Source organism: Microbispora corallina (assembly GCF_016863035.1).
GTDB classification, from domain to species: domain Bacteria; phylum Actinomycetota; class Actinomycetes; order Streptosporangiales; family Streptosporangiaceae; genus Microbispora; species Microbispora corallina.
This window is the reverse complement of sequence record NZ_BOOC01000032.1, coordinates 142325-165063: the sequence shown is the minus strand read 5'-3', so window position 1 is coordinate 165063 and position 22739 is coordinate 142325. Positions and strand designations below refer to the sequence as shown.

Genomic DNA, 22739 nt, shown 5'->3' with positions numbered 1-22739 from the left:
AGATTTACCGTGAGGGCGGCCCCTCTGTCGATGAAGGAGTGACTGGATGAGTAACAGCTTGCTCGGCGGCGACCCCGCGGAGATGCAGAGCATGGCCGCGCAGTTCAGCCAGCAGGCGGACCAGGTTCGCGCCACGATGGCCAACCTCGACCGTGAGGCGGCCAAGGTCGGCACCGCCTGGACCGGCCCCGGCGCACAGCGCTTCCACGACGCCTGGCAGAGCTACCGCGCGGCGTTCCAGCGCATGTCCGAAGAGCTCAACGAGGCCTCCCGGGTCATCACCACGTACCGCGGCAACATCGAGTCCGCCACCCGCTGACCCACGCCGGCCCGTCCGAGGGCCGTCCCGCCGAGGCCGTCCCCCGCGTCAGGGCGGCCTCGCGTCGTTCCCGGCCCGACTCCCCGCGATCAGGCGGGTACGGCGGCCTGGACGGGCGTCACGGTCCCGGAGATCACGAGCAGCCCGCGGCCCGGAGGGCCGCCCACCGCGCCGCGCGGCAGCCGGACGGTGAACAGGTCGCCGTCGGCCGGGCTCTGGACGGACAGCAGCAGCCCGGTCCGCGCCTTGCGCGCCTCGGCCGTGAAGCCCCGGTAGGCCGTCGCGAGGTCGCCGGTGGTCCCGGCCAGCAGCATCCCGTGCTCCCCGTCCCGGCCGCCGCGCAGGATCTCGTCGAGGGCGAGGCCGAGCGCCGAGTCGGGTGAGATCAGCTCGGCGTCGTCGACGATCGCGACGTACCTGTCCCGCCCGGCGACCAGCGCCAGCGGGTCGTGCGCGCCCGGCAGCCCGCCGAAGTCGTCCGTCCCGCCGCCGGTCACGCTCCGCGCGTTGCCGTCCAGCACGGCGAGCACGCCCGGCGCGCCCGCGAGCTCCCGGAGCGGGCTGCGCCGCGGGGTGACGACGAGCACCGGGGTCCCCCTCTGGAGCAGCGAGCGGGCCGCCGTGAGCAGGCACGACGAGCGGCCCGACCGGGGCGGCCCGGCGACCACGGCGGCCGGGCCCTGGCCGAGCAGGTCGATACCGAGGGGCGCGAGGGCGTCGCCGCCCGCGCCGAGCAGCGCCCACAGCGGCGACGGCGGCTCGAACGACGGCGCGAGCTCCAACGCCTGCCCGGCGGTGATCCGCGGGGGCAGCGCGTCGACCCGAAGCGGCGGCTCCGACGGCCACACCCACGGCCCTGGCCGGCCTGGCTCGCCGCCGAACCGCGCCGCCGCCGAGCGGCCGAGCTCCTGCAGGGCGGCCACCTGGGCCGGCCCGGACGGGTCGTGGCCCAGCAGCGCGATCTGGCTCTCCACCAGGCCGTGCTCCCCGGCTGACAGGGCCCTCCCGGGGGGCATGGCGGCCGGCAGGCTCCGCGCGGGGAACCCGGCCAGGCCGTAATCGGCGGGGTCGGCCAGCCGCAGCACCAGCCGGTCGTCGAAGACGGTCGAGATCTGCCCGAGCAGGCCCGACCTGTCGGACGTCACCACCGCGCGCAGCCCGACGGCCGGTCCCTCGCGCAGCAGCTGGAGCAGGGCGTCGACCAGCCGCCCGTAGTCGTAGTTCTCGAACGCCGCGACGTACCCCTCCCACCGGTCGACCATCAGCACCAGCCACGGCAGCCGCCCCACGCCCGGCGCGGGGCCGGCCGGCCGCCGCGACCTGGCCGCGGCCCTGGCCTCGGCCAGCGAGGCGTACCCGGCCTCGGCGAGGAGGTGCTGGCGGCGCCCGACCTCGGCCCGCAGCCGCGTCAGCAGCCGCTCCACCCGGTCGAGCTGGTCGCGGGTGACCACGGCGCCGCAGTGCGGGAGGCCGACGAGCGGCAGCAGCGCCCCCGAGCCGCAGTCGACGGCGTGGATGTGCACGTCCTCCGGCGAGGCCCCGGCCGCGATCGAGCCCGCGATCGTGCGCAGCGCCGTCGACCTGCCGCTGCGCGCCGCGCCCGCGACCAGCAGGTGGCCGCCGTGGCGCGGGTCGAGGGAGAGCGGCCGTCTGTCCTGCTCCCACGGCAGGTCCGCCAGCCCGTACGGCAGGGCCGGCACCTCCTCGGCTCCGGGACGGTACGGCCGGGCGGCCTCCAGCAGCCGGCCGTCCCCGGCGCCGTCGTGCTCGCCGTACCGGGGTCGCGTCCGCGCCGGGACCGACGGGCCGGGGGACAGGACCACCCGGTCGGGCAGGGGCGGCAGCCAGGGGCTGGGCTGGCGGGGCACGCCGCGCCCGGCCTCCCTCAGCGCCTCGACCAGCAGCGCGAGGTCGGTGTCGGCGGAGGCGGGCGCGGGCGGCGGAGCGAGGGGATGGCCGAGGGACGGCCAGGGCAGGTCGACCACGCGCAGGTCCTCGCCGGCCCGGGGCCGCCCGTCCGCGCCGCGGCCGCCCGGGGTGCGGCCGCCGATCCGCGCGGCCTGGACGGCGACCGGATGCCCGGACCCGGCCCGGACGAAGCAGCGGCCGGGCGTCGAGCGGGAGATGTGGGCCGCGTCCGGCCCGTCGATCACATCGGACGACTCGCGGGCGTCGGTCACCCGCAGGGCGATCCGCAGCGAGGTGTTGGCCTGGATGTCGGCCGTGACCACGCCGCCGGGCCGCTGCGTGGCGAGGATCAGGTGGATGCCGAGCGACCGGCCGCGCCGGGCGATGTCCACCAGGCCGTCGACGAACTCGGGGAGCTCGGCCACGAGCGCCGCGAACTCGTCGATGATCAGCACGAGCCGGGGCAGCGGCGGGTGGGGCTCGCCCGGCTCGGCCGCCTCCTCCGGCACCGGGGCGCCGAAGATCCCGTGCCCGCGCCCCTGCCGGACGCCCCCCGAGCCCAGCACCCAGGTGGCGCCGCGGGCTCGCAGCCGCTGGTACTCCTCGACGTCCTTGGCCCCCGCCCGCAGCAGCAGCCGCTCCCTGCGCCTGATCTCCGCGGCCAGGGACGACAGGGCCCGCTGCGTGAGGTGGCCGTCGAGGTCGCTCACCATGCCGACGGTGTGCGGGAGCCGTACGCACTCCTTGAAGGCGGCGCCGCCCTTGTAGTCGATGAGCACGAACGTCATCTCGTCGGGCCGGTTGGCCACGGCCAGCGAGCAGATGAGCGTCTGGAGCAGCTCCGACTTGCCCGCGCCGGTGGTGCCCGCGACCAGGGCGTGCGGGCCGTCCCTGCCGAGGTCCACCTCGAACGGGCCCTCCGGGCCGACTCCGATGACGGCCCGGGTGGACCTGCCCCACCGCTCGGCCAGCTCCGACGGGCTGGGGACCGCCGCCCCGGCCCCCAGGAGGTCGAGCAGCCGGACCGAGTCGGGCAGCGCCGAGGCCGGGTCGTCCCTGCTCACGTCGCGGAGCGGGGCGAGCGCCCGGGCCAGGCGGTCGGCCCACGACGCCGAGACCTGGTCGGCCCGGATCCCGTCGATCGGGTCGAGGCCGCCGCCGTGCAGCCGTACCGCGCCCGCGGCGTCGCAGGAGACCACGGTCGCGCACTCCTCGGGGAGCAGCCGCTCGTCGGCGTCGAGGGCGATCGTGTAGACCCCCGCGCGCGGGCCCTGCCGGAGCACCTGCGGCATCCCGGGCAGGCCGCGCAGCACCTGGGCGCCGTCGAGGACCACCAACACGTCGTACGGCCGCTCGTCGTACGCCGTGAAGCCCGCCTCGCCCGCCGGGCCGGGCTCCGAGCGGCCGAGGTCCTCCCAGCCGGCCGGGCCGCCGCCCAGCCGCGTCCCGCGCAGGACCTCCGCGTACGGCCCGCCCCGGCCCTCGGCGTCGAGCCGCTCGGCCACGAGGGCCGCGAGCTCCGACACGCGGCGGGCGGCCGACTCGGGGTCGGCGGCGACCAGCGCCGCGCAGTCGGCCGTCAGCGAGCCGCCGCGGGAGGAGGCGTCGGGGACGCAGTGGGGCAGCCAGCGGACCCAGCCCCACTGCTCGGCGCTGTCGGGGTGGGCGGACAGCACGACGATCGCCAGGTCGCGGGGGCTGTGCAGGGCCGCGGCCTGCCCGACGAGCCAGCGGGCGCAGCCGAGCGCCACCCGGCGCGGCCCGGTCAGGCCCGCGACGCCGAGCCGCCGCATGACGAGCGCGACCGGGACGTTCAGGCAGGACGGCGGCTCGGGCCGGGGCGCGTCCGGCGGGGCGCCGGTCTCGGGCTCGTACTCCAGGTCGGCCGGCAGGTCGGCCAGGCCCACCCGCAGGCGCAGGGCGTCGCGGTCGTGGACGCGGCGCTCCCACAGCCGCCGCCGGGGCCCGGTCGCGGTGAGCAGCACCTCGGCCGGGTCGGGCGCGCCGCTCCGCCGGGCCGCCTCGTCCTCCTCGACCGCCCGGGCGACCTCCTCCTCGAACGCGGCCAGCCGCTCCCGGTACGCCTTGAGCGCCCGGCGGTGCTTCTTCCTGCCGTGCCTGCGGTCGCCGGCCCACTGGCCAAGCATGATCAGCGGGGTCATGAAGGCGATCAGCAGGAAGTACCACAGGTGCAACGCCACGGCCATGACCAGGCCGAGGACCGCGGGGAGCAGCGCCGCGAGCACCTGCAGCCGGATGCCCTCGGCCCGCCTCGGCTCGGTCGGAACCGTGACGCGCCGGCGGCGGTCGGGCCGCTGCAGGCGTGGCGGCCGGTTGTAGGCCAGCCCGCCGTCGGGCAGCGCGTCCAGATGGGCGTCCGGCGGCTCGACCGGCCCGGCGGAGAAGGCGGAGCCGCCGCACGCCAGCACGCCTCCGGCCGGCCAGTGCACGGCCTCGGTCACCGCCGCGCCGTCCAGCCGGGCCGTCTCGTCGCCGCCGGCCGGGTTCCGGGGGCCGTCCAGGGCGTCCCGGGGTCCGTCGCCACTCGTCCCGTCGCGCCCGGCGCCTCTTACCCGGAACGGCCCTCCGGCCGGCGCGGGACGGTCCTCCTGTCCGGCCGGCTCCACCGTCAGCGCGCCGGGGGTCAGGCGGATCACGGCGGCGACCGGCGGCATCCGGGGGTCGGGCACGGAGACGGCGCAGGCGGGGTCGGAGCCCAACGTGTGTGCGCCGAGCCCGAGCCGGTGGACCGCCCCGGCCCCCGGCCCGCCGACGACGCGGACCTCGACCAGCCCGTCGGGCTCCTCCGTCATCGTGGCGGCCGCCACGTGGCCGTCCAGGGCCACGATGTCGCCGTCGCGCAGCAGGCCGAACACCGCGGCGTCCGGGTCGAGCGGCCGCCCGTCGAGCCACAGCTTGGCGCCCGTCCCGGGCTGCGCGGGCTGCCCCCGGTCGAGGTCGTACGGCGCGCGGGCGCGCGGGAGCCGTACGACGTTGGCGGGCCGGCCGGAGGCGCCGTCGAGCGCGGCGGCGAGCGCGGCGACCGTCGTCGCCTCGTCGCCCTCGACCATCACGTCACGCCGGCCGTGCTCGGCGACCACGGTGAGCGTAATCCGCATGCGCAGGCTCCCAGACGGCGGTTCCCGGCGTAGGCGAACCGGCTGCTTTTCTTCGGGAGGACCTCGGCGAAGTCCCCGGGGGTGGAGAACGTCTTCGGGCAAAGCGTTTCATCTCAGGGCCGTGACGTGAAGATCACGCGTACCGGCAGGCGGCCGGACGAGCCTCCCGCCCGCGATGTTCTCCGGGGGGACACCGTAGTCAGGCGCCCGCGCGCATTCCGCTGTTTTCCGTAATCGGTAAAGGTGTCCGCTCCCGCCGGAGGTTGTGGACGGGCATGCCCTCTGTGGCTCGGGATGCCGGAGGGTTCCGCGCGGACCGCAATGTCAGGATCGTTGTGAAGGATGTGATCGGTGTGATGGAAGTGAATAGCTACTATCACTAAATTGCGCGATGGGATAGCGATGTGCAGAAATGGCGATAGATCCACTGCCGTTGACAGGCGTATTCCTAACGGATAAGCATGGGTCGCCGCTTCGCGGCACGGAGAACGCCGAAAGCTGCCCATAATGTGGTGAATTCGGAGCGAACAGCAAGACCGTAAACACATTGGTGCGGCCCGAAACAATGGGCGCGATCATTCTTGGGAGTCCCCCACCCATGAGGATCAGCGAGAAGCCTTCGCACGACGGCCGGGCGCCGGTGGGCGAGCGGCCGGGCCTTTCCGGGCCCGCCTCCCGCAAGCTGCCCGTGCCGCCGAGGGAGCGCAAGCCGGCGCTCGCCGCCCTCGCCGTCCTGCTCATCCTGGGCGGTTCGCTGGCCGCCACGCTGCTGGTCATGCGGAGCGGCGACCGGGTGTCGGCGGTGCGGATCGTGGAGCAGGTGGGAGCGGGCCAGCTCATCCCGGCGAGCGCGATCCAGGAGGTCCAGATCGCCGACACGGGCATCGACTACGTGCCCTGGCGGTTCAGCGACCGGGTCGTGAAGACGTACGCCGCCGTGACGCTGCTGCCGGGCACCCTGCTCACGGAGCAGATGGTCAGCGCCGACAGCGACGAGGTCGGGCCGGGCAAGGCGATCGTCGGGCTCGCGCTCAAGGCCGGGCAGGTGCCTTCTGGGCTCATCAAGGGCGACATGGTCCAGGTGATCTACGTGCCGTCGGCGGGCCGGGGGTCCTCCACCGCCCAGCAGCGGGTGCTCGCCTCCGCCGCCCGGGTCGAGAGCGTGGGCTCCGCGGAGCGCAGCGGCAGCGGGCTGGTCTCGGTCGTCGTCGACACCTCGGTGGCGCCGACCGTCGCCCTGTACGCCTCCAGCGGGGAGATCGCCCTCATCGAGCTTCCCGGAGCCAAGTGACGTGGCGCTCATCGTCCTCGCCGCCGACAAGGGGGCGCCCGGGGTCACCACCGCGGCGACCGCCCTCGGCGCCGTCTGGCCCCGCCCGGTGCTGCTGGCCGAGTGCGACCCCTCCGGAGGCGACCTGGCCTACCGGCTCCCCGGCGCCGACGGCGGCATGCTCAACACCGGCAGGGGCCTGCTCAGCCTGGGCGCGGTCGCGCGCCGCGGGCTGCACGGCGACCAGATCCAGGAGCACACCCAGAAGCTCGTCGGCGGCCTCGACGTGCTCGTCGGCCTGACCACGGGCGAGCAGGCGGCGGGCCTGACCTGGCTGTGGGGCCCGCTGGGCCGCTCGCTGGTCGCGTTCCCGCACGCCGACGTGCTGGCCGACTGCGGACGCCTCGGGCTGCACCCGCAGATCAACGACCTGGTGGCCGAGGCCGACCAGGTGGTCCTGCTCACCCGGGCCAGCCTCGACCACGTGGCCCACCTGCGGGAGCGGCTGACGCTGATCGGGCGCCCGGTCGGCGTGGTCGTCATCGCCGACCCCCGGTCGTACCGCGCCTCGCTGGAGGAGGTGCGGCGCATCGTCTCCGGGTGGGACGTCGCGTTCGTCGGCGGGCTCGCGTACGACCCGAAGGGCGCCGAACTGCTGCGCGGCCAGTGGGGCGGACGGCTCGACCGCAGCCTGCTCATCCGGACGGCGCGGGAGCTGGCGGCCCGCCTGGCCGGTCACGTGGCCGCCGGCGACCGGCCGGTCCCGCAGCCCAAGAGCCAGGAGCCGTCGAACGGGGTGCGGCCGTGAGCGGCCGGCGGCCGGTGGACCACGGGCTGGTGAAGCGGTTCCGGCAGGAGGTCGGCGACCGGCTGGCCCACCAGCGGCGGCTGGACCAGGCGAGCGGGCTGCCCCCGATGACGGGGGAGGACGAGCGGCAGTTCGCGCGGGCCCTGATCGCCCAGGTCCTCGAGGAGTACGCCCGCAACGAGATCGGCGTCGGGCGCACCCCGCCGACGGCCGAGGAGGAGGAGGCGCTCGCCGCGGGCATCCACGCCGCCCTGTTCGGCGTCGGCCGCCTCCAGCCGCTGCTCGACGACACCGAGGTCGAGAACATCGACGTCAACGGGTGCGACCGGGTCTTCGTCAGCTACGCGGACGGCCAGGAGCTCATGCACGACCCCGTGGCCGAGTCGGACGAGGAGCTGATCGAGCTCATCCAGATCCTCGCGGCGTACTCGGGGTTGTCGTCGCGGCCGTTCGACACGGCCAACCCGCAGCTGGACCTGCGCCTGCCGGACGGTTCCCGGCTGTCGGCGGTCATGGACGTCACCGTGCGTCCGGCGCTGTCGATCCGCCGCGCCCGCCTCGGCAAGGTCTTCCTCAGCGACCTCATCGGGAACGGCACGCTCACTCCCGAACTGGGCCGGTTCCTGTCGGCGGCGGTGGCGGCGCGGAAGAACATCATGATCGCGGGGTCGACGAACGCGGGCAAGACGACGTTGTTGCGGGCGCTGGCCAACGAGATCCCGGCGAATGAGCGGTTGATCACGGTGGAGCGGGCGCTGGAGCTGGGGTTGGACCAGTTTCCGGAGTTGCATCCGAACGTGGTGGCCTTCGAGCAGCGCCTGCCGAACTCGGAGGGGCAGGGGGAGATCACGATGGCGGAGCTGGTGCGGCGGTCGCTGCGGATGAACCCCTCGCGGGTGATCGTGGGTGAGGTTTTGGGCGATGAGATCGTGACGATGTTGAACGCGATGACGCAGGGCAACGACGGGTCGTTGTCGACGATCCATGCGAATTCCAGTATGGAGGTGTTCAACCGGATCGCGACGTATGCGTTGCAGGCCGAGGAGCGGCTGCCTATCGAGGCGACGCACATGCTGATCGCCGGGGCCATCGACTTCGTCGTGTTCATCGAGAAACGCAACGACTACCACCGCGGCGGCACACTGCGCCGCTTCGTCTCCAGCGTGCGCGAGGTCACCGGCGTCGACGGCCGCGTCCTGTCCTCCGAGGTGTTCACATCGACAGGAGACCGGGTCGTGCCGCACGCTCCGATCTCCTGTGTCGACGAGCTCGCCCACCACGGCTACGACCCGGCGCAGGGAGCGTGGCGATGACCGCACCCGTTCCCCCCTCATCCGGGAGGCCGTGATGCCGCTGCTCCCCCCCGGCGTCCTCGACCCCTTCGTGCTGCTGTCCGGCGCGGCGGCCGGCGGCGGGCTCTTCCTGCTCGCCCTGTCCGTCTACGGCCTGCGCCCCCGGCCCGCCGGGCCCGACGGCACGGACCGGCGGAGGCGGCTGCTGCGGACGCTGTCCACCCGGTCGGCCGTCGCCGCCGTGACCGGCGTGGTCGTGCTCGCCGCCACCGGCTGGCCCGTCGTCGCGGCGGGAGCCGTGCTGCTCGTGCTGGCCTGGCGCGGCCTGACCGGCGGCGCCGCCGAGGAACGGGCCGCCATGCGCCGCCTGGAGGGCCTGGCCGCCTGGACCGAGTCCCTGCGCGACACCATCGCCGGCGCGGCCGGGCTCGAACAGGCCATCCCGTCGTCCATCCGCGCCGCCGCGCCCATGCTGCAGCCCCATCTGCGGGCCCTGGTCGACCGGCTGCACACCCGCATGCCGCTCGCGGACGCCCTGCGCATGTTCGCCGACGAACTCGACGACACCTCCGCCGACCTGGTGGTGGCCGCGCTCATCCTCAACTCGCGCCTGCGCGGGCCCGGCCTGCGCGACGTGCTGTCCGCGCTCGCGGTCTCCGCCCGCGAGGAGCTCGACATGCGGCGGCGGGTCGAGGCCGAGCGCAGGTCCACCCGCAAGAGCGTGCAGATCGTCGTCGGCACCGCCCTCGCCTTCGCGGCCGCGCTCGTCGTGTTCAACCGCTCGTACGTCGAGGAGTACGACTCCCTGCTCGGGCAGGCCGTGCTCGTCGTGGTCGCGGGCCTGTTCGGCGCCGGGTTCGCCTGGATGCGGCGGCTCGCCCGGTTCGACAAGCCCGCGCGCATCCTCGCGCCCTACCACCGGCCGGCCCCTACCGCGGCGGTGCCGGAGCAGGGCCGCGGCGGCGTCCAGGAGGTGGTCTCGTGATCGGCACCGTGCTGGCGGGAGGCGTGCTCGGCCTCGGGCTCTTCCTGCTGCTGCGGGCGCTGTTCCCGCCTCGGCCCGGGCTGATCGCCCGGCTGGCCGCGCTCGACCTGGCCAGGAACGGCACCGAGGCCCCCCGGGCGCCGCTCATCGCCGCGGACGAGCAGGTCAGCCCGTTCCGCCGGAGCCTCGGCCTGCGGATGGCCCGGTTCTACGCGGCCCGGGGCTGGGAGGCCCGCTCGATCAGGGCCGACCTGGCGCTGCTCGGCAAGTCGTTCGAGGGGTTCCTCGCCACCAAGGTCCTGCTCGCCGTGTCGGGGCTGGTGGCGTTCCCGATCCTCGTGGGATGGCTGGCGGTGATGGGCTGGGACGTGCCGCTCCAGGTGCCCTTCTGGTCGGCTTTCGTCGTCTGCGTGGTGTTCTTCATGCTGCCCGACGTGCAGATCCGCCGCGACGCCGCCGTACGCCGCCGGGACTTCCGTCACGCGGTCGGCGCGTTCCTCGACCTCGTCGCGATGAACCTGGCGGGCGGCAGGGGCGTCCCGGAGGCGCTGATGACGGCCGTGTCCGTCGGCAGCCCGGTCAGCCTGCCGGCCAACGGCTCCGGCCCGCCGCCCGGGTCCAACTGGGCGATGGAGCGCATCCGGGAGGCGCTGGCGAACGCCCGCATCGTCGGCATCACCCCCTGGCAGGCCCTCGGCCAGCTCGGCGACGAGATCAACGTGGACGAGCTGCGCGACCTGTCGGCCGCCCTCGGGCTCGTCGCCGACGACGGCGCCAAGGTGCGCGCCTCGCTCACCGCCCGGGCCGCCACCCTCCGCCGCCGCGAGCTCGCCGAGGTGGAGGGCAAGGCGGGCGAGCGGTCCCAGTCGATGCTGGTCGCCCAGCTCCTGCTGTGCGCCGGCTTCGTGATCTTCCTCAGTTATCCGGCAGCCATGAAGATGTTGGGGTCCTGATGCTCTGGTTCCATTACCTGGTCGCCGTGCTGCACGTGCGGATCGACCGCGCCCGCAACGCCCCCTCGCGGGGCGCCTCGGCCGTCGAGTGGGTGATCATCACGGCCATCATCGCCGGGGTCGCCCTCGGCCTCGCGACGCTCATCAAGACGCTCGTCACGCAGAAGGAGTCCGAGATCACCTCGAACTTCGGAGGCGGCGGAGGCAAGTGACACGCCCCCGCTCCCGTGGCCGTGACCGCGGCGCCACTGTGATCGAGCTGGCCATGATCATGCCGGTCGTGCTCGCGGTGGTGCTGCTCGTCGTGCAGGTCACGATGTGGTTCCACGGCCGGCAGGTGGCCGACGCGGCGGCCCGCGAGGGCGCCCGCGTCGCCCGCGCCGCCGGCGACTCGGACGGCTGGCAGGGCGAGGCGGAGGCGAAGGCCCTGCAGATCGTTCAGGCCGTCGGCCCGGAGCTGCTGAAGAACGCGCAGGTCAAGGCCTGGGAGCAGGGCGACCAGCGAGGCGTCGACGTGTCCGGCAGCGCGGTCCAGGTCGTGCCGCTGCTGCCGTCCGTCACGTTCACGATCACGTCCCACTTCGGCGGTCCCATCGAGTGCTTCCGCCCCGACGACGGCACCGGAGACTGCCAGTGACCGCCCCGCACGCGAGGGGCCTCAAAGGCGCCCCGAGCCCGCTGCGCCGGGGGCGCGGCCATGAACAGGGGAGGGGCGCGGCCGTGTCTGGACTGAGGAGCGCGCGGGAGCGTAGCGACCAGAGCGCGACGAGGGAAGACGCGGCCAAGAAGGGCGCCCCGAGCCCGCGCGAGCGGAGCGAGCGCCATGAGCAGGGCTCGATGACGGCGGAGACCGTCATGCTGGCCCCGCTCTTCCTGCTGTTCCTCATGTTCCTGGTGGGCGCGGGCCGGATCGTGGAGGCGCAGGGCGAGGTGAACGGCGCCGCCAGGGACGCGGCGCGGGCCGCCTCTGTGCAGCGGACCCTCTCGGACGCCGAGTCGGCCGCCTCCGACGCGGCGGAGTCGTCGCTGTCGGGCGACTGCTCGCCGCAGGTGAGCATGTCGGGCACCGACTGGCGGGAGGGCGGCGTGGTGAAGACCACCGTGACGTGCGAGCTCGACCTCGACTTCCTCGGTTTCGGCGCGGGCAAGCGGATGTCCGGCAGCGCGGTGGTGCCCCTGGAGCAGTTCCGGAGGGTCGAATGACCCGCGTCGGCGGTGTGACACCCCCGCGGCCTCCTGGAGGGCCCGCCGTCGCCGGATTCCCACCACCTTCGCCGCCGTCCTCCGCGGCCCCGGCCAGGACGGGTCCGTACGGCGGACCGGCGGGGGAGCGCGGATCGATGTCGGTCTTCGTGGTCATCTTCTCGGTCGTGGTGTTCCTGCTGGCGGGTCTGCTGGTCGACGGCGGCGCGGCGATCAACGCGCGGCTCAAGGCGGCGGACATCGCGGAGCAGGCCGCGCGGGCAGCCGCCGACCGGATCGACACGGAGGTCCTGCGGTCGACGGGCCAGGTGCGGCTGATGGCGGACGAGAGCGCGGTGTGCGGCCGGGCCGAGGAGATCGTCGGCGCCCAGGAGGTCGACGGCGCGCATATGACGGAGTGCACCACGGGTGGCGGCCAGGCCGAGGTGACGGTGGGGGTGTCGGTCCACTGGGACGCCTTCTTCCTCTCCGTCCTCGGCTTCTCCGGATCGGACATGCGGGCGACGGCGACGGCCGCGCCGGATCCGGGGGAGGCGTGACCGGAAGCCGCCTCCGCCGTGCCGTGGGCGCGGACCTCCCGGCGCGGCCGGGCGGCCTGCCATGCCGAACGGCGCAGGTCGCTGGAGGGCCGGTGCGGCCGGGACGACCCTGGAGGGGTCGAGCGGAGAGGGGTGAGGAATGACGCGGCAGCCCACGCCGTCCGGACGCCGTCCGCCGGCGCCGCCCCCCGGCGACCGGCGGCCTCCCGAGCCGTGGCGGGAGCGCGCCCCGGCCCGCATCCCGCCCCGCCGCACGCTGGGCGACGTCCTCGCCGGTCTCGGCGCGCTGCTCGCGCTGGTCGCCCTCGTCGGCGGCGTGCCGTACGCGCTGCTGCGCCTGGCCGGGCCGCCCGTCAGCAGGGAGCTGCTGAACCCGGAGCTGTTCACGAGCAGGGTGGGCCCGGAGACGATCACCGCGGTCCTGGTGCTCGTCGTCTGGCTGGCCTGGCTGCAGCTGTTCCTGTGCGTGATCGTCGAGGTGTACGCGGGCATCCGCCGCGTCGGCATGCCGGCCCGCGTCCCGCTCTCCGGCGGCACCCAGGCGCTCGCGAACCGGCTCGTGTCGGCCGTGCTGCTGCTGTTCACGGCGACCGCGGTGGCCGTGCCGATCGCCCGTGCCGGCGCCCCGGTGGCCATACGGCCGCAGGTGGCCGCCATGTCGACGCTGTCGGCCCCGGTCGAGTCCGAGGCGGACCGGCCGCCGCTCCACGCCCGGGAGGTCAAGAAGGTCTACGTGGTGCAGCCCCCGCACGGACGGCACCACGAGAGCCTGTGGGAGATCGCCGAGAAGTGCCTGGGCGACGGCCGCCGCTACCACGAGATCTACCGGCTCAACCAGCACAAGGAGCAGCCGGACGGCAGCCGCCTGCACATGGCCGACCTGATCCGTCCCGGCTGGGTGCTCGACATGCCGGACGACGCGCGCAACGTGCATGTCGTCCCGGTCGGCGAGGACCGCCCGTCGATCCTGCACGAGCATCGCGACGCCCCGGCCGAGCTCGACGGCGCCACCCACCTCGACGGGGGGGACCGGCTCGACGGCGGCGCGCACGAGCCCGGCGGCTCCGCCGGATCCGAGAACCACGGCGACCGGACCGGCTCGCAGGACCGGGGAGACGCAGGCGCCGGACCCGAGAACCGCGGCGACCGGACCGGCCCGGAGAACCAGGGCGCCTCCGGGAAGCCGGGGATCGTGCTGCCGCCCCCCGCGATGCCCCCCGCCATGCCTCCCGCCATGCCTCCCGCCATGCCCCCGCCCTCGGCCGGCGAGCCGGGGCACCCGCCCGCGTCGCCGCAGGCCACACCGACGACGGCTCGATCGGCGGCCCCGCAAGGCACGCCCACGACGGCCCGGCCGGCGGTGACAGGTCCGGCCGCCCACCCGGCCGTACCGCCGTCGCAGCACCCCGCCAGGCCCGCCACCGCCCACGCCCCCGGAGCGCGACCGACCGAGGACCCGGCGGCGCACCCGGGCGGCCGGACGCCGGGGCGGGAGGCCCAGCGCGCGGACCCCGGCCAGAGCCCCCGGCCGGGGCAGGAGGACGCGGGCGCGGTCGACCTCCTCGACTACCTGGGGGCCGCCACGCTCGCCGCCGCCGGTCTGCTCGCCCTGCTCGGGCGCAGGCGCAGGGAGCAGCTGTGGCGGCGGGCGTTCGGACGGCGGATCGTCCGGCCACGCGGGGACGCCGCCGACGCCGAGGTGGCCATCCGCCTCGGCGCCGACGCCCCCGGCAGCCGCATGCTCGACCTCGGGCTGCGCCTGCTCGGCCGCCTGGTCGCCGAGCGCGGCGGGCGGCCGCCCACGCTGTACGCCGTGCACCTGTCCAGCCGCGGCCTCGACCTGTGGATCCACCCGGCCGACCAGGACGCCCCCGAGCCGTGGGAGGCGCACGACGGCGGCCAGGTGTGGCGGCTGCCCGCCCACGAGGGCCGCCGGATCGACGAGCACGAGCTGGCCGCGGCCCCCGCGCCGTACCCCGGCCTGGTCTCGCTGGGGACGGGCGAGGGCGGGCGCGTCCTGGTGGACCTGGAGGCCGCGCGGGGCGTGGTCGCGATGACCGGCGCGGACACGGTGGCCGCCCTGTCGGCACTCGCGGTCGAGCTGGCCACCAACCGGTGGTCCGACCACATGCGGATCACGCTGGTCGGCTTCGGGGAGGAGCTCGCACTGCTCGCGCCCGAGCGGATCAGGACGGCGGGCAGTCTGGCCGAGGCGCTGCCGGAGTTCGAGGAGCGCGCCCGCCACGACGGCGACGTGCTGACCGGACGGGTGCGCGGACGGGTCGCCGACCCCGCCTACACCCCCCACTACCTGCTGTCGGCGATCCGCCCGGACGAGGAGGAGGCCCGAAGGCTCGCCCTGCTGGGCAAGGGCGGCCGCACGGCTGCCGGCTTCGTGGTCGCCGGAGACCTGCCGCACGCCACCTGGAGGTGGCACATCGGCGAGGACGGCCGGGCCCGGGTGGACGCACTCGGCTTCGACGTCCGGGCCCACCTGCTGCCGAGGCGGCACTACGACGCCGTGGTGCGCCTGTTCCGCACGGCAGGGGAGACCGGGGGCGAGCCGCTGACCCCACCGGTGGAACGCCTGTCAGACGAGCCTCCGTCGATCGAGGTGCGGATCCTCGGGCCGATCGAGATCAGCCCGGTGAACCCGCTCGAGGAGGGCCGGGCCGCGCTCGCGCACGAGCTGGTGGTCTACCTGGCCACCCACCCGGCCGGGGTGCATCCGGCCGTCCTCGCCGGGGTGCTGTGGCCGCGCGGCGTCCAGGCCGCGGTCCGCGACGCCACCGTGGCCCGAGTGGCCGAATGGCTCGGCACCGACTCCGAGGGCCGTCCCCATCTGTTCCTCGACGGCTCGGGCCGGCTGCGGCTCGGCCCCGAGATCCGTACGGACTGGCGGCTCTTCCAGGAGCTCGTACGGCGGGCGGGCGAGCAGGCCGACGCCCGGCGGCCCGGCGAGGTGGAGGGCCGGCTCCTGGAGCAGGCGCTCGGGCTCGTCCGGGGGCCGCTGCTCAACGGCAGGCCGGCCAACCGGTACGCCTGGCTGGCGGCCGACCCCCTGGAGTACGACGTCACGGCCTGGGTGGCGGACGCGGCGCACGCCCTGTGCGAGATCCGGCTCGCGCACGGGGACGCCGACGCGGCCGTCGCGGCGGCGCGAGCGGGCCTGCTGCTCGCGGCCGACGACGAGGGCCTGTGGCGCGACCTGCTCCGGGCGGCGCACGCGACCGGCGACCCCGCCCGGCTGCGCGCGGTCGTCGACGGCCTGCGCCGACGGGCCGCCTCCCACCCCTACGGCGGCGGCATGGCGCCGGAGACCGAGGCGCTCATCGACGAGCTGATCCCCGACTGGCGCCGGACCGCCGCGCAGGACCTCAGAACATCCCGACTCGCCTGATCGGAGCTTGCATGCGTGGGATGAGCGCCTCCGAGCCATGCCGATCCGTACATAACGGTGGATCGCGGTTCGCGACGCTCGCTAGCGTCGTCGCGGCGGGGGATCACGTCCTGCGGAGGGCCTGGTCAATGCGCTCGACAGCCGTCGCCGCCGCGCTCGCGGCCTGCGCGGTCCCGATGGCCGCCTGCTCGGCGTCCGCGCCCGAGCGCGGCTTCACCCCGGCCGGGGTGATCGTGGACGACCCGTCCTCGTCCGGCGACGCGGCCGGGGCAGGACAGACGCCCGCGGTCGAGACGATCGCCGCCGGCCCCGGGCTCCAGGTGCGGATCGAGTGGCCCGCGGCGCTGGAGGCCGACCAGGCCGGCATGGTCAGGGCGTTCGGCGACAGCTACGCCGGCCAGTGGAAGGCGGTCGGCAGCCTCGGGAAGGACCGGTCGTATCTCGACGGCGTCGAGGACCCGGCCAGCCGCGACGCCTACGCCTGGGTCGACGGGTTCCTGAGGAGCCGCAGGTCGGCCCGCGGCGTGGCCGAGCTCTACGCCCTGCGCGTCGCCTCGGTCAGCGGACGCGGCGCCGAGATCGACGGCTGTGTGGACGAGTCGGGCATCCGGGTCGTCGACCGTTCGGGGGACGAGATCGCCGAGCAGCCGTCCTGGACCAGGGCGCCCGCCTCCGTCTACTTCCAGGCCGCCGCCGTCCGCAAGGGCGACGACGGCGCCTGGCGGGTCAAGTTGTTCCAGCACGCCGACTATCCCGACGAGCGCGCGAAGGAGTGCGTCCGATGAGCACGGAGCCCACCCGGCGCGGTGAGCGCGAGATCCAGGCACGGCGTCCGGGGTCCCGCCACCGGCCGCGCGCCGCCCTGCTGGCGCCCCTGCTGGCGGGCGGCCTGCTGACGGTGGCCGCGGCCCCCGGGCCAGGCGGGCCGCACGGCGAGAGCTTCCAGACCGGCCGGACGGTCGGCGTCCGCCTGCAGAACTCCGGCATCACGCTGTCCGGCAGCGGGCTCGGGGCCAGGAGCGACGGCTACCGGATCAAGCGTCCGTGCTGGTACGAGCCGGGCCAGTCGGCCGAGGACATGCTGAAGACGCAGGAGGACATGCGCGCCTGGTGGTTCCACACCCACCCGGGCGGCACCGAGGAGCAGTACCAGAAGTTCATCAAGCAGTACCAGGACAAGGTCGGCCAGGACGGCCGCTGGTGGACCCCCGCCTACAACGCCGCCGACCCGAACGGCATGTCCTGCTGGACCGGCCTGCAGGGGGCCCTGTGGGTGCCCGCGGGGACCACGCCTCCGGGCGGCATCACGATCCAGGAGCTCATGCAGATCGCTCGTGCGGCCCTCACCGTCCCCAAGCCCACGATCAAGCTGAGCCCGGACGCCAAGAGCTACGTCAACCTGCCGACCTGGGTCTGGCTGGACGGCAACGGGCCGACCACCCGGTCGGTGACCGCCACCCTGCCCGGGGTCATGACGGCCACGGTGACGGCCAGGCTCGACGGCATCAAGATCGACGCCGGGACCTCCTCCGACCGCGCCGAGGTCCGCCAGGAGTGCGGCGCCACCGGCCACCCGTACGTCAAGGGCGGCACGTTCACCTGCGGCGTCCGCTACCTGCGGGCCTCGATCGACCAGCCCCGCAAGGTCTACACGCTCACGGTGACGACCGTGTGGCCCGTCACCGGGCAGGGCGCGAACGCGGGCGGCGGCCCGGTCGCGCCGTTCATCTACGCCCCGGTGTACGAGCCGGTGCAGGTGACCGCCACCCGGGACGTGCGGGTCGGGGAGGTCCAGAGCGTGGTCCGCCCCTGACGGCGTTCAGGCCCGGGACTCGTGGGCCAGCAGCCACTCCTTCACCGGGGTGCCGTAGTAGTAGCCGCCGTACCCGCCGGTCGACGGCAGCACCCGGTGGCACGGCACGAACGGCGCGACGAGGTTCTGCGCGCAGGCCGATCCGGCCGCCCGCGCCGCCGTCCGCGGCAGCCCGGCCTTCTCCGCCAGCTGCGCGTACGACACGGTGGTCCCGGCCGGGACGCTCCGCAGGGCCTCGTAGAGCCGCTGCCGCGTGGGCGTGCCGGACTGCTCGGCCGGGACGCGGTCGAGGGCGTCGATCCTGCCGTCGAGGTACTCGTGGACGGCCTCGGCGGCGTCGCCCACGTCGCCCGCGCGCAGCGGGAGGTCCCGCAGCGGCCGCGGGAGCCGTACGGCCATCTCCTGGGGGTCGGCGGTGAAGCCGGCGGCCACGAGGACGCCGTCCCGGACGAGCAGGGCGAGCGGGCCCACGGGGGTGGGCAGCACCTGAGTAACGATCATGATGGGCGCGGCGGGTCGCCGCTTCCTCCTTCTGGGAAAGCCGGGAATGGTGACGGGTGTCAGGCGGCGCTCGCGCTCCACAGGTGGAGGGCGGCGTACGCGCGCCAGGGGCGCCAGCGCTCGGCCTCCCCGTCCGGGATGCCGAGCCGCGCCATGGTCTTCCTGAGCACGAGGTCGCCGTCGGGCCAGGCGTCGGGGTCGCCCAGCGACCGCAGGGCGATGTAGTTCGCGGTCCACGGCCCGATCCCCGGCAGGCGCAGCAGCCGGGCGGTCGTCTCGGCGGGGTCGTCGGCGCCGTCGAGGTCGATCTCGCCGCCCGCCACCGCCTCGGCCAGCGCGGTGAGCGTGGCGACGCGGCGGGTGGTGAGGCCGAGGCCGCCGAGGTCGGCGCCCGCGAGCCGGTCGGGCCCGGGGAAGAGCACGCCCACCGCGGGCGCGGCGTCGCCGTCCGGCTCCGTCGTCCCTTCGGCGGCCGGCGTCCCCACCCGGGCGGCGAGGCGGCCGAGGATCGTGCGCGCCCCGGCGACCGAGATCTGCTGGCCGACGACGGCCCGTACGGCCATCTCGAAGCCGTCGAACGCCCCCGGGACCCGGAGCCCCGGACGGGCCGCCACCAGCGGCGCGAGCGCGGTCGCGCCGAGGATCGAGGCCACCGCCTCGGGGTCGGCGTCCAGGTCGAGCAGGCGGCGGCACCGCGCCACGATCCGGGCGAGCTGCCGGGTGTCGGCGGTGCGCACGGTGAGCCGGACGTGGTCCCCGGCCGGCTGGAGCGTGATCGAGCCCCCGGGCACCGCCCGCGTGTACCTCGCCACCTCCCCGGAGCCGGTCGCGTCCCCGGAGCCTGACGCGTCCGTGCCGGCCCACGTGACGTGCTCCACGCCGGGGATCGCGCGGGCGGCGAGGAACCGCAGCACCGACTGGGCGTCGTACGGCCGCCGGAAGGCGAGCCGCAGCCTCAGCCCGGTCGCCGCCGCGGCGGAAGAGGCGGCCGGCGCCCCGTCAGCCCCGCCGGCGGTCCCGGCTCCTTCGGCCCCCGGGGTCCTCTCGGCCCGGGACGCGGCGGCCAGCGGCCCGACCGCCTTGCGCAGCTCGCCGGGCGCGAAGCCGTACGACTCCTTCATGGCGGCGTTGAACTGCCGCACGCTGCCGAACCCCGCCGCGAACGCCACGTCCGTAATCGGCAGGGCCGTCTCGGTGAGCAGCTGCTTGGCGAGCAGGAGCCGCCGCGTCCGGGCGACGGCCAGCGGCCCGGTGCCGAGCTCCGCGGCGAACAGCCGGTGCAGATGCCGTTCGGTCACGTGCAGGCGGTGGGCGAGGCCGGCCACGCCGTGCTCGTCGGCCACGCCGTCGTCGATGAGCCGCAGGGCCCGTCCGACGAGGTCGGCGCGCACGTCCCACCCCGGGTCGCCGGGGCTCAGCTCCGGACGGCAGCGCCGGCACGGCCGGAACCCGGCGGCCTCCGCCGCGGCGGCGTGCCGGTAGAAGCGCACGTTCTTGCGGGCCGGCGTGCGGGCCGGGCAGATCGGGCGGCAGTAGATGCCGGTAGAGGTGACGGCCGTGTAGAAACGCCCGTCGAAGCGGGCGTCGCGTGCGGACACCGCGAGGTAGCACGCGTCGAAGTCAAGCTGTCGTGTCGTCACATCCACGACGTTATGCGCTGGCCGCCCGCGTGGGCTGGCGGAAATCGGACCCCGGCGTCACTTGCTGGAGATGCCGACCCCGAGGTCGAACTCCCGGTAGACGCGGGCCCAGAAGCCGTCGCGCAGCCACACGCGCGCCTCCGGGTACGGCCGGAGCGAGTGGCCGAGCTCCTTCTCGGCCTCGATCAGCAGCTCGGTGTCGATCACGGTCGGCAGCAGGGGGCCGGGAAGCAAATCGCGGATGTTGTCCCGGCCGCGGGTCAGGATCCACTTCTGGGCCACGTGCTCGCCCACCTCCTCCACCCGGGGACGGCCCGGGCCGAGCTTGGTGATCTGCCCCACCGGCGCCTTCGGCGGCATCGGCTTGACCGTGCGGCCGGCGAACACCTGCGCGGGCGACGGCGCGGGCGGCACGGGCACCGGGACGGGCGCGCGGGTGAAGAACGGGCGGAGGAAGTCGGCGCTCAGGATCTCCACCGTGTCGGACTCCCACACCAGCCGCTCCGCCTGGTTCGTCCCGAACGGCGGCTCGACCCCCCACAGATGGACCCGCACGCCGTACGCCTGGGCGGCCTCCACCGCGGGCACCATGTCCTCGTCGCCGGCGATCAGTACGGTGTCGCTCACGGCGTGGTGACGGGCCAGGGCCTCGAGGTCGCTGCGGATCTGCGCGTCGACGCCCTTCTGCTGGCCACGGGCGTTCAGGTTGCCCAGCCGGACCTTGACCCACGGAAGCTGGGCGATCACCCGCTGGTCCACGGTGGGAACGCGGTCACGGGCGGCGTCATACCAGTAGATGCGCAGCAGCTCGCCGGGAATGCGTTCGAGGGCGTGTTTCTGGAGCGACTGGATCAGCTCGTCGGCCGAGACGCGGTACTCCTTGCGCTCCTTGGCGCCTAAAAGCACTTCGCCGGCCGCCGCGTACAGGTAACCCACGTCCACGAGGACGGCATACTTGGCGGAAATGCCGTGTGCGCTGAAGTCCGGGATGGCCATGGTGTCCTCCAGGACTCGTCACTAGTTGATCGGCTGACTATATTCCCCCACTTTCTAGATAGTCCCAACTCTTGGGCCGGTTGACACCCTGTTCGGCTGATGTAATCGCACCGTGGTCGCCGGCGCGCCGTTCCGCCCGTGGTCAGCGGCCCAGGAAGGCGGTCCGCCAGGCGCCCGGCCCGTGGGTGAGCGGGCGCCGCATCCCGCGCGCCGGATCCCGCCACCGCCCCGCGGCGGCCGCGGGCGCCGGCCGCGGACGGCCCGCCGCCGCCCGGGCGGCGATCGCGGCGACGAGGGCGGCGGTCTCCTCCGGCGTCGCGTCGCCCCGGATGATCGTCAGGTACGGCTCGCGCTCGCTCACAGGGGGATGTTCCCATGCTTCTTCGGCGGAAGCGCGGCCCGCTTGTTCCGGAGCGCGCGCAGCGCGCGGACGACCTGGACGCGGGTGTCGGACGGCCGGATCACGGCGTCCACGTAGCCCCGCTCGGCCGCCAGATAGGGGTTGGCCAGCGTGTCCTCGTACTCGGTGACGAACCGGGCCCGCGCCGCGTCGGGGTCGTCGGCCGCCGCGAGCTCCCTGCGGTAGAGGATGTTGACGGCGCCCTGCGCCCCCATGACCGCGATCTGGGCCGTCGGCCAGGCCAGGTTGACGTCCGCGCCGAGGTGCTTGGACCCCATGACGTCGTAGGCGCCGCCGTACGCCTTGCGGGTGATCACGGTGACCAGCGGCACCGTGGCCTCGGCGTACGCGTAGAGCAGCTTGGCGCCCCTGCGGATGATGCCGTTCCACTCCTGGTCGGTGCCGGGCAGGAAGCCGGGCACGTCGACGAACGTCAGCACCGGGATGTTGAACGCGTCGCAGGTCCGGACGAACCGGGCGGCCTTCTCCGACGCCGCGATGTCGAGCGTCCCGGCGAAGCTCATCGGCTGGTTGGCCACCACGCCGACCGAGCGCCCCTCGACCCGGCCGAAGCCGACGACGATGTTCGGCGCGAAGCCCGCGTGGACCTCCAGGAACTCGCCGTCGTCGAGCACGTGCCGCACGACCGTCTGCATGTCGTACGGCTGGTTGGCCGAGTCGGGGATCAGCGTGTCCAGCTCGCGGTCCTCGTCGGTCGCCTCAAGGACGGCCTCGACGTCGTAGGCCGGCGCCTCGTCCATGTTGTTCGACGGCAGGTACGACAGGAGGGCGCGGGCGAACTCCAGGCAGTCCTCCTCGTCGGCGGCCTCGTAGTGGGCGACGCCCGACCGGGAGTTGTGCGTGTGCGCGCCGCCGAGCTCCTCGAACGTCACCTCCTCGCCCGTGACCGTCTTGATGACGTCGGGCCCGGTGATGAACATGTGCGACTTCTCCTGCACCATCAGGACGAAGTCGGTGAGCGCGGGGGAGTAGACGGCGCCGCCGGCGCACGGGCCCATGATCAGCGAGATCTGCGGGATCACGCCCGAGGAATGCACGTTGCGCTTGAAGATCTCGGCGTACAGGCCGAGGGAGACCACGCCCTCCTGGATGCGGGCGCCGCCCGAGTCGTTGATCCCGACGACCGGGCAGCCGACCTTCAGCGCGTGGTCCATGACCTTGACGATCTTCTCGCCGAAGACCTCGCCGAGCGAGCCGCCGAAGACCGTGAAGTCCTGCGCGAAGACCGCCACCGGGCGGCCGTCCACCGTCCCGTGGCCGGTCACGACGCCGTCGCCGTACGGGCGCTCCTTCTCCAGCCCGAAGCTCGTGGAGCGGTGCCGGGCGAACTCGTCGAACTCGACGAACGACCCCTCGTCCAGGAACGCCCGCAACCGCTCGCGGGCCGTCATCTTGCCCTTGGCGTGCTGCTTTTCCACCGCGCGCTGGGAACCCGCGTGCGCGGCCTCGCCGAGCCGGCGCTCCAGGTCGGCGATCTTCCCGGCGGTCGTGTGGATGTCGATCTCGTGGGCCCGTTCGGCACTCATCGGTCGCTCACCCTTCCCCGCTCGCTCCGCGCCCGGAACGCGGCCG

Annotated in this window: 19 protein-coding genes; 13 read left to right on the top strand and 6 right to left on the bottom strand. The window is 74.8% G+C overall.

Annotation, left to right across the window (positions count from 1 at the left end; translation table 11 throughout):
- The first annotated feature begins 46 nt into the window (after positions 1–46).
- Complete coding sequence (locus tag Mco01_RS28590) at positions 47–319, top strand: WXG100 family type VII secretion target (protein ID WP_036328213.1); 273 nt, start codon at positions 47–49, stop codon at positions 317–319.
- Positions 320–408: 89 nt separating this feature from the next.
- On the opposite strand, the gene Mco01_RS28585 is transcribed toward Mco01_RS28590, so the two are convergent.
- Positions 409–5346 carry a type VII secretion EssC family protein gene (locus Mco01_RS28585; RefSeq protein ID WP_204059951.1) on the bottom strand — a complete coding sequence of 1646 codons (4938 nt, stop codon included), beginning with the start codon at positions 5344–5346 and terminating at the stop codon, positions 409–411.
- Positions 5347–5944: 598 nt separating this feature from the next.
- Between Mco01_RS28585 and Mco01_RS28580 the strand changes: the two genes are divergently transcribed.
- From Mco01_RS28580 to Mco01_RS28525, 12 genes are all read left to right on the top strand, one after another.
- Positions 5945–6637 carry a hypothetical protein gene (locus Mco01_RS28580; RefSeq protein ID WP_204059950.1) on the top strand — a complete coding sequence of 231 codons (693 nt, stop codon included), beginning with the start codon at positions 5945–5947 and terminating at the stop codon, positions 6635–6637.
- Position 6638: 1 nt separating this feature from the next.
- Positions 6639–7424: a CpaE/TadZ family protein gene (locus tag Mco01_RS28575; protein WP_239103975.1), complete on the top strand. Its 786-nt coding sequence runs from the start codon at positions 6639–6641 to the stop codon at positions 7422–7424.
- Entirely contained in the window at positions 7421–8737 is a 1317-nt protein-coding gene (locus tag Mco01_RS28570) for a TadA family conjugal transfer-associated ATPase (RefSeq protein ID WP_239103974.1), read from the top strand. Before Mco01_RS28575 ends, Mco01_RS28570 begins: the two co-directional genes overlap by 4 nt.
- Positions 8738–8771: 34 nt before the next feature.
- Positions 8772–9701 (top strand): type II secretion system F family protein, encoded by a 930-nt coding sequence (locus tag Mco01_RS28565; protein ID WP_204059949.1) that lies wholly within the window; start codon positions 8772–8774, stop codon positions 9699–9701.
- Positions 9698–10654, top strand: coding sequence for a type II secretion system protein (locus Mco01_RS28560; protein WP_204059948.1), 957 nt, complete (start codon positions 9698–9700; stop codon positions 10652–10654). The genes Mco01_RS28565 and Mco01_RS28560 overlap by 4 nt, the downstream gene beginning before the upstream one ends.
- Complete coding sequence (locus Mco01_RS28555) at positions 10654–10866, top strand: Flp family type IVb pilin (RefSeq protein WP_036328198.1); 213 nt, start codon at positions 10654–10656, stop codon at positions 10864–10866. Before Mco01_RS28560 ends, Mco01_RS28555 begins: the two co-directional genes overlap by 1 nt.
- A gap of 38 nt (positions 10867–10904) precedes the next feature.
- On the top strand, positions 10905–11291 hold the full coding sequence (locus tag Mco01_RS28550) for a TadE/TadG family type IV pilus assembly protein (RefSeq protein WP_239103973.1): 387 nt from the start codon (positions 10905–10907) through the stop codon (positions 11289–11291).
- An 83-nt stretch (positions 11292–11374) separates the two neighbouring features.
- Positions 11375–11857 carry a TadE/TadG family type IV pilus assembly protein gene (locus tag Mco01_RS28545; protein ID WP_239103972.1) on the top strand — a complete coding sequence of 161 codons (483 nt, stop codon included), beginning with the start codon at positions 11375–11377 and terminating at the stop codon, positions 11855–11857.
- A 137-nt stretch (positions 11858–11994) separates the two neighbouring features.
- Positions 11995–12396 (top strand): pilus assembly protein TadG-related protein, encoded by a 402-nt coding sequence (locus Mco01_RS28540; protein WP_204059947.1) that lies wholly within the window; start codon positions 11995–11997, stop codon positions 12394–12396.
- A gap of 139 nt (positions 12397–12535) precedes the next feature.
- Positions 12536–15796, top strand: a complete 3261-nt coding sequence (locus Mco01_RS28535; RefSeq protein WP_239103971.1) for a BTAD domain-containing putative transcriptional regulator — start codon at positions 12536–12538, stop codon at positions 15794–15796.
- A gap of 128 nt (positions 15797–15924) precedes the next feature.
- Positions 15925–16581, top strand: coding sequence for a hypothetical protein (locus tag Mco01_RS28530; protein WP_204059946.1), 657 nt, complete (start codon positions 15925–15927; stop codon positions 16579–16581).
- Positions 16578–17609 (top strand): hypothetical protein, encoded by a 1032-nt coding sequence (locus tag Mco01_RS28525; protein WP_239103970.1) that lies wholly within the window; start codon positions 16578–16580, stop codon positions 17607–17609. The genes Mco01_RS28530 and Mco01_RS28525 overlap by 4 nt, the downstream gene beginning before the upstream one ends.
- Positions 17610–17615: 6 nt before the next feature.
- Here the strand turns inward: Mco01_RS28525 and Mco01_RS28520 are convergent, their stop codons facing one another.
- The 5 genes from Mco01_RS28520 to Mco01_RS28500 all read right to left on the bottom strand — a co-directional run bounded on the left by Mco01_RS28520 (position 17616) and on the right by Mco01_RS28500 (position 22693).
- On the bottom strand, positions 17616–18095 hold the full coding sequence (locus tag Mco01_RS28520) for a methylated-DNA--[protein]-cysteine S-methyltransferase (protein ID WP_239103969.1): 480 nt from the start codon (positions 18093–18095) through the stop codon (positions 17616–17618).
- A gap of 74 nt (positions 18096–18169) precedes the next feature.
- Positions 18170–19750, bottom strand: a complete 1581-nt coding sequence (locus Mco01_RS28515; protein ID WP_204059944.1) for a DNA-3-methyladenine glycosylase 2 family protein — start codon at positions 19748–19750, stop codon at positions 18170–18172.
- 57 nt (positions 19751–19807) lie between these two features.
- Positions 19808–20746 carry an NYN domain-containing protein gene (locus Mco01_RS28510; RefSeq protein ID WP_204059943.1) on the bottom strand — a complete coding sequence of 313 codons (939 nt, stop codon included), beginning with the start codon at positions 20744–20746 and terminating at the stop codon, positions 19808–19810.
- 142 nt (positions 20747–20888) lie between these two features.
- Positions 20889–21107, bottom strand: a complete 219-nt coding sequence (locus Mco01_RS28505) for an acyl-CoA carboxylase subunit epsilon (protein ID WP_204059942.1) — start codon at positions 21105–21107, stop codon at positions 20889–20891.
- The gene (locus tag Mco01_RS28500; protein ID WP_204059941.1) at positions 21104–22693 is read right to left on the bottom strand and encodes an acyl-CoA carboxylase subunit beta; all 1590 of its coding nucleotides are present in this window, start codon (positions 22691–22693) and stop codon (positions 21104–21106) included. Before Mco01_RS28500 ends, Mco01_RS28505 begins: the two co-directional genes overlap by 4 nt.
- Positions 22694–22739: the final 46 nt, after the last annotated feature.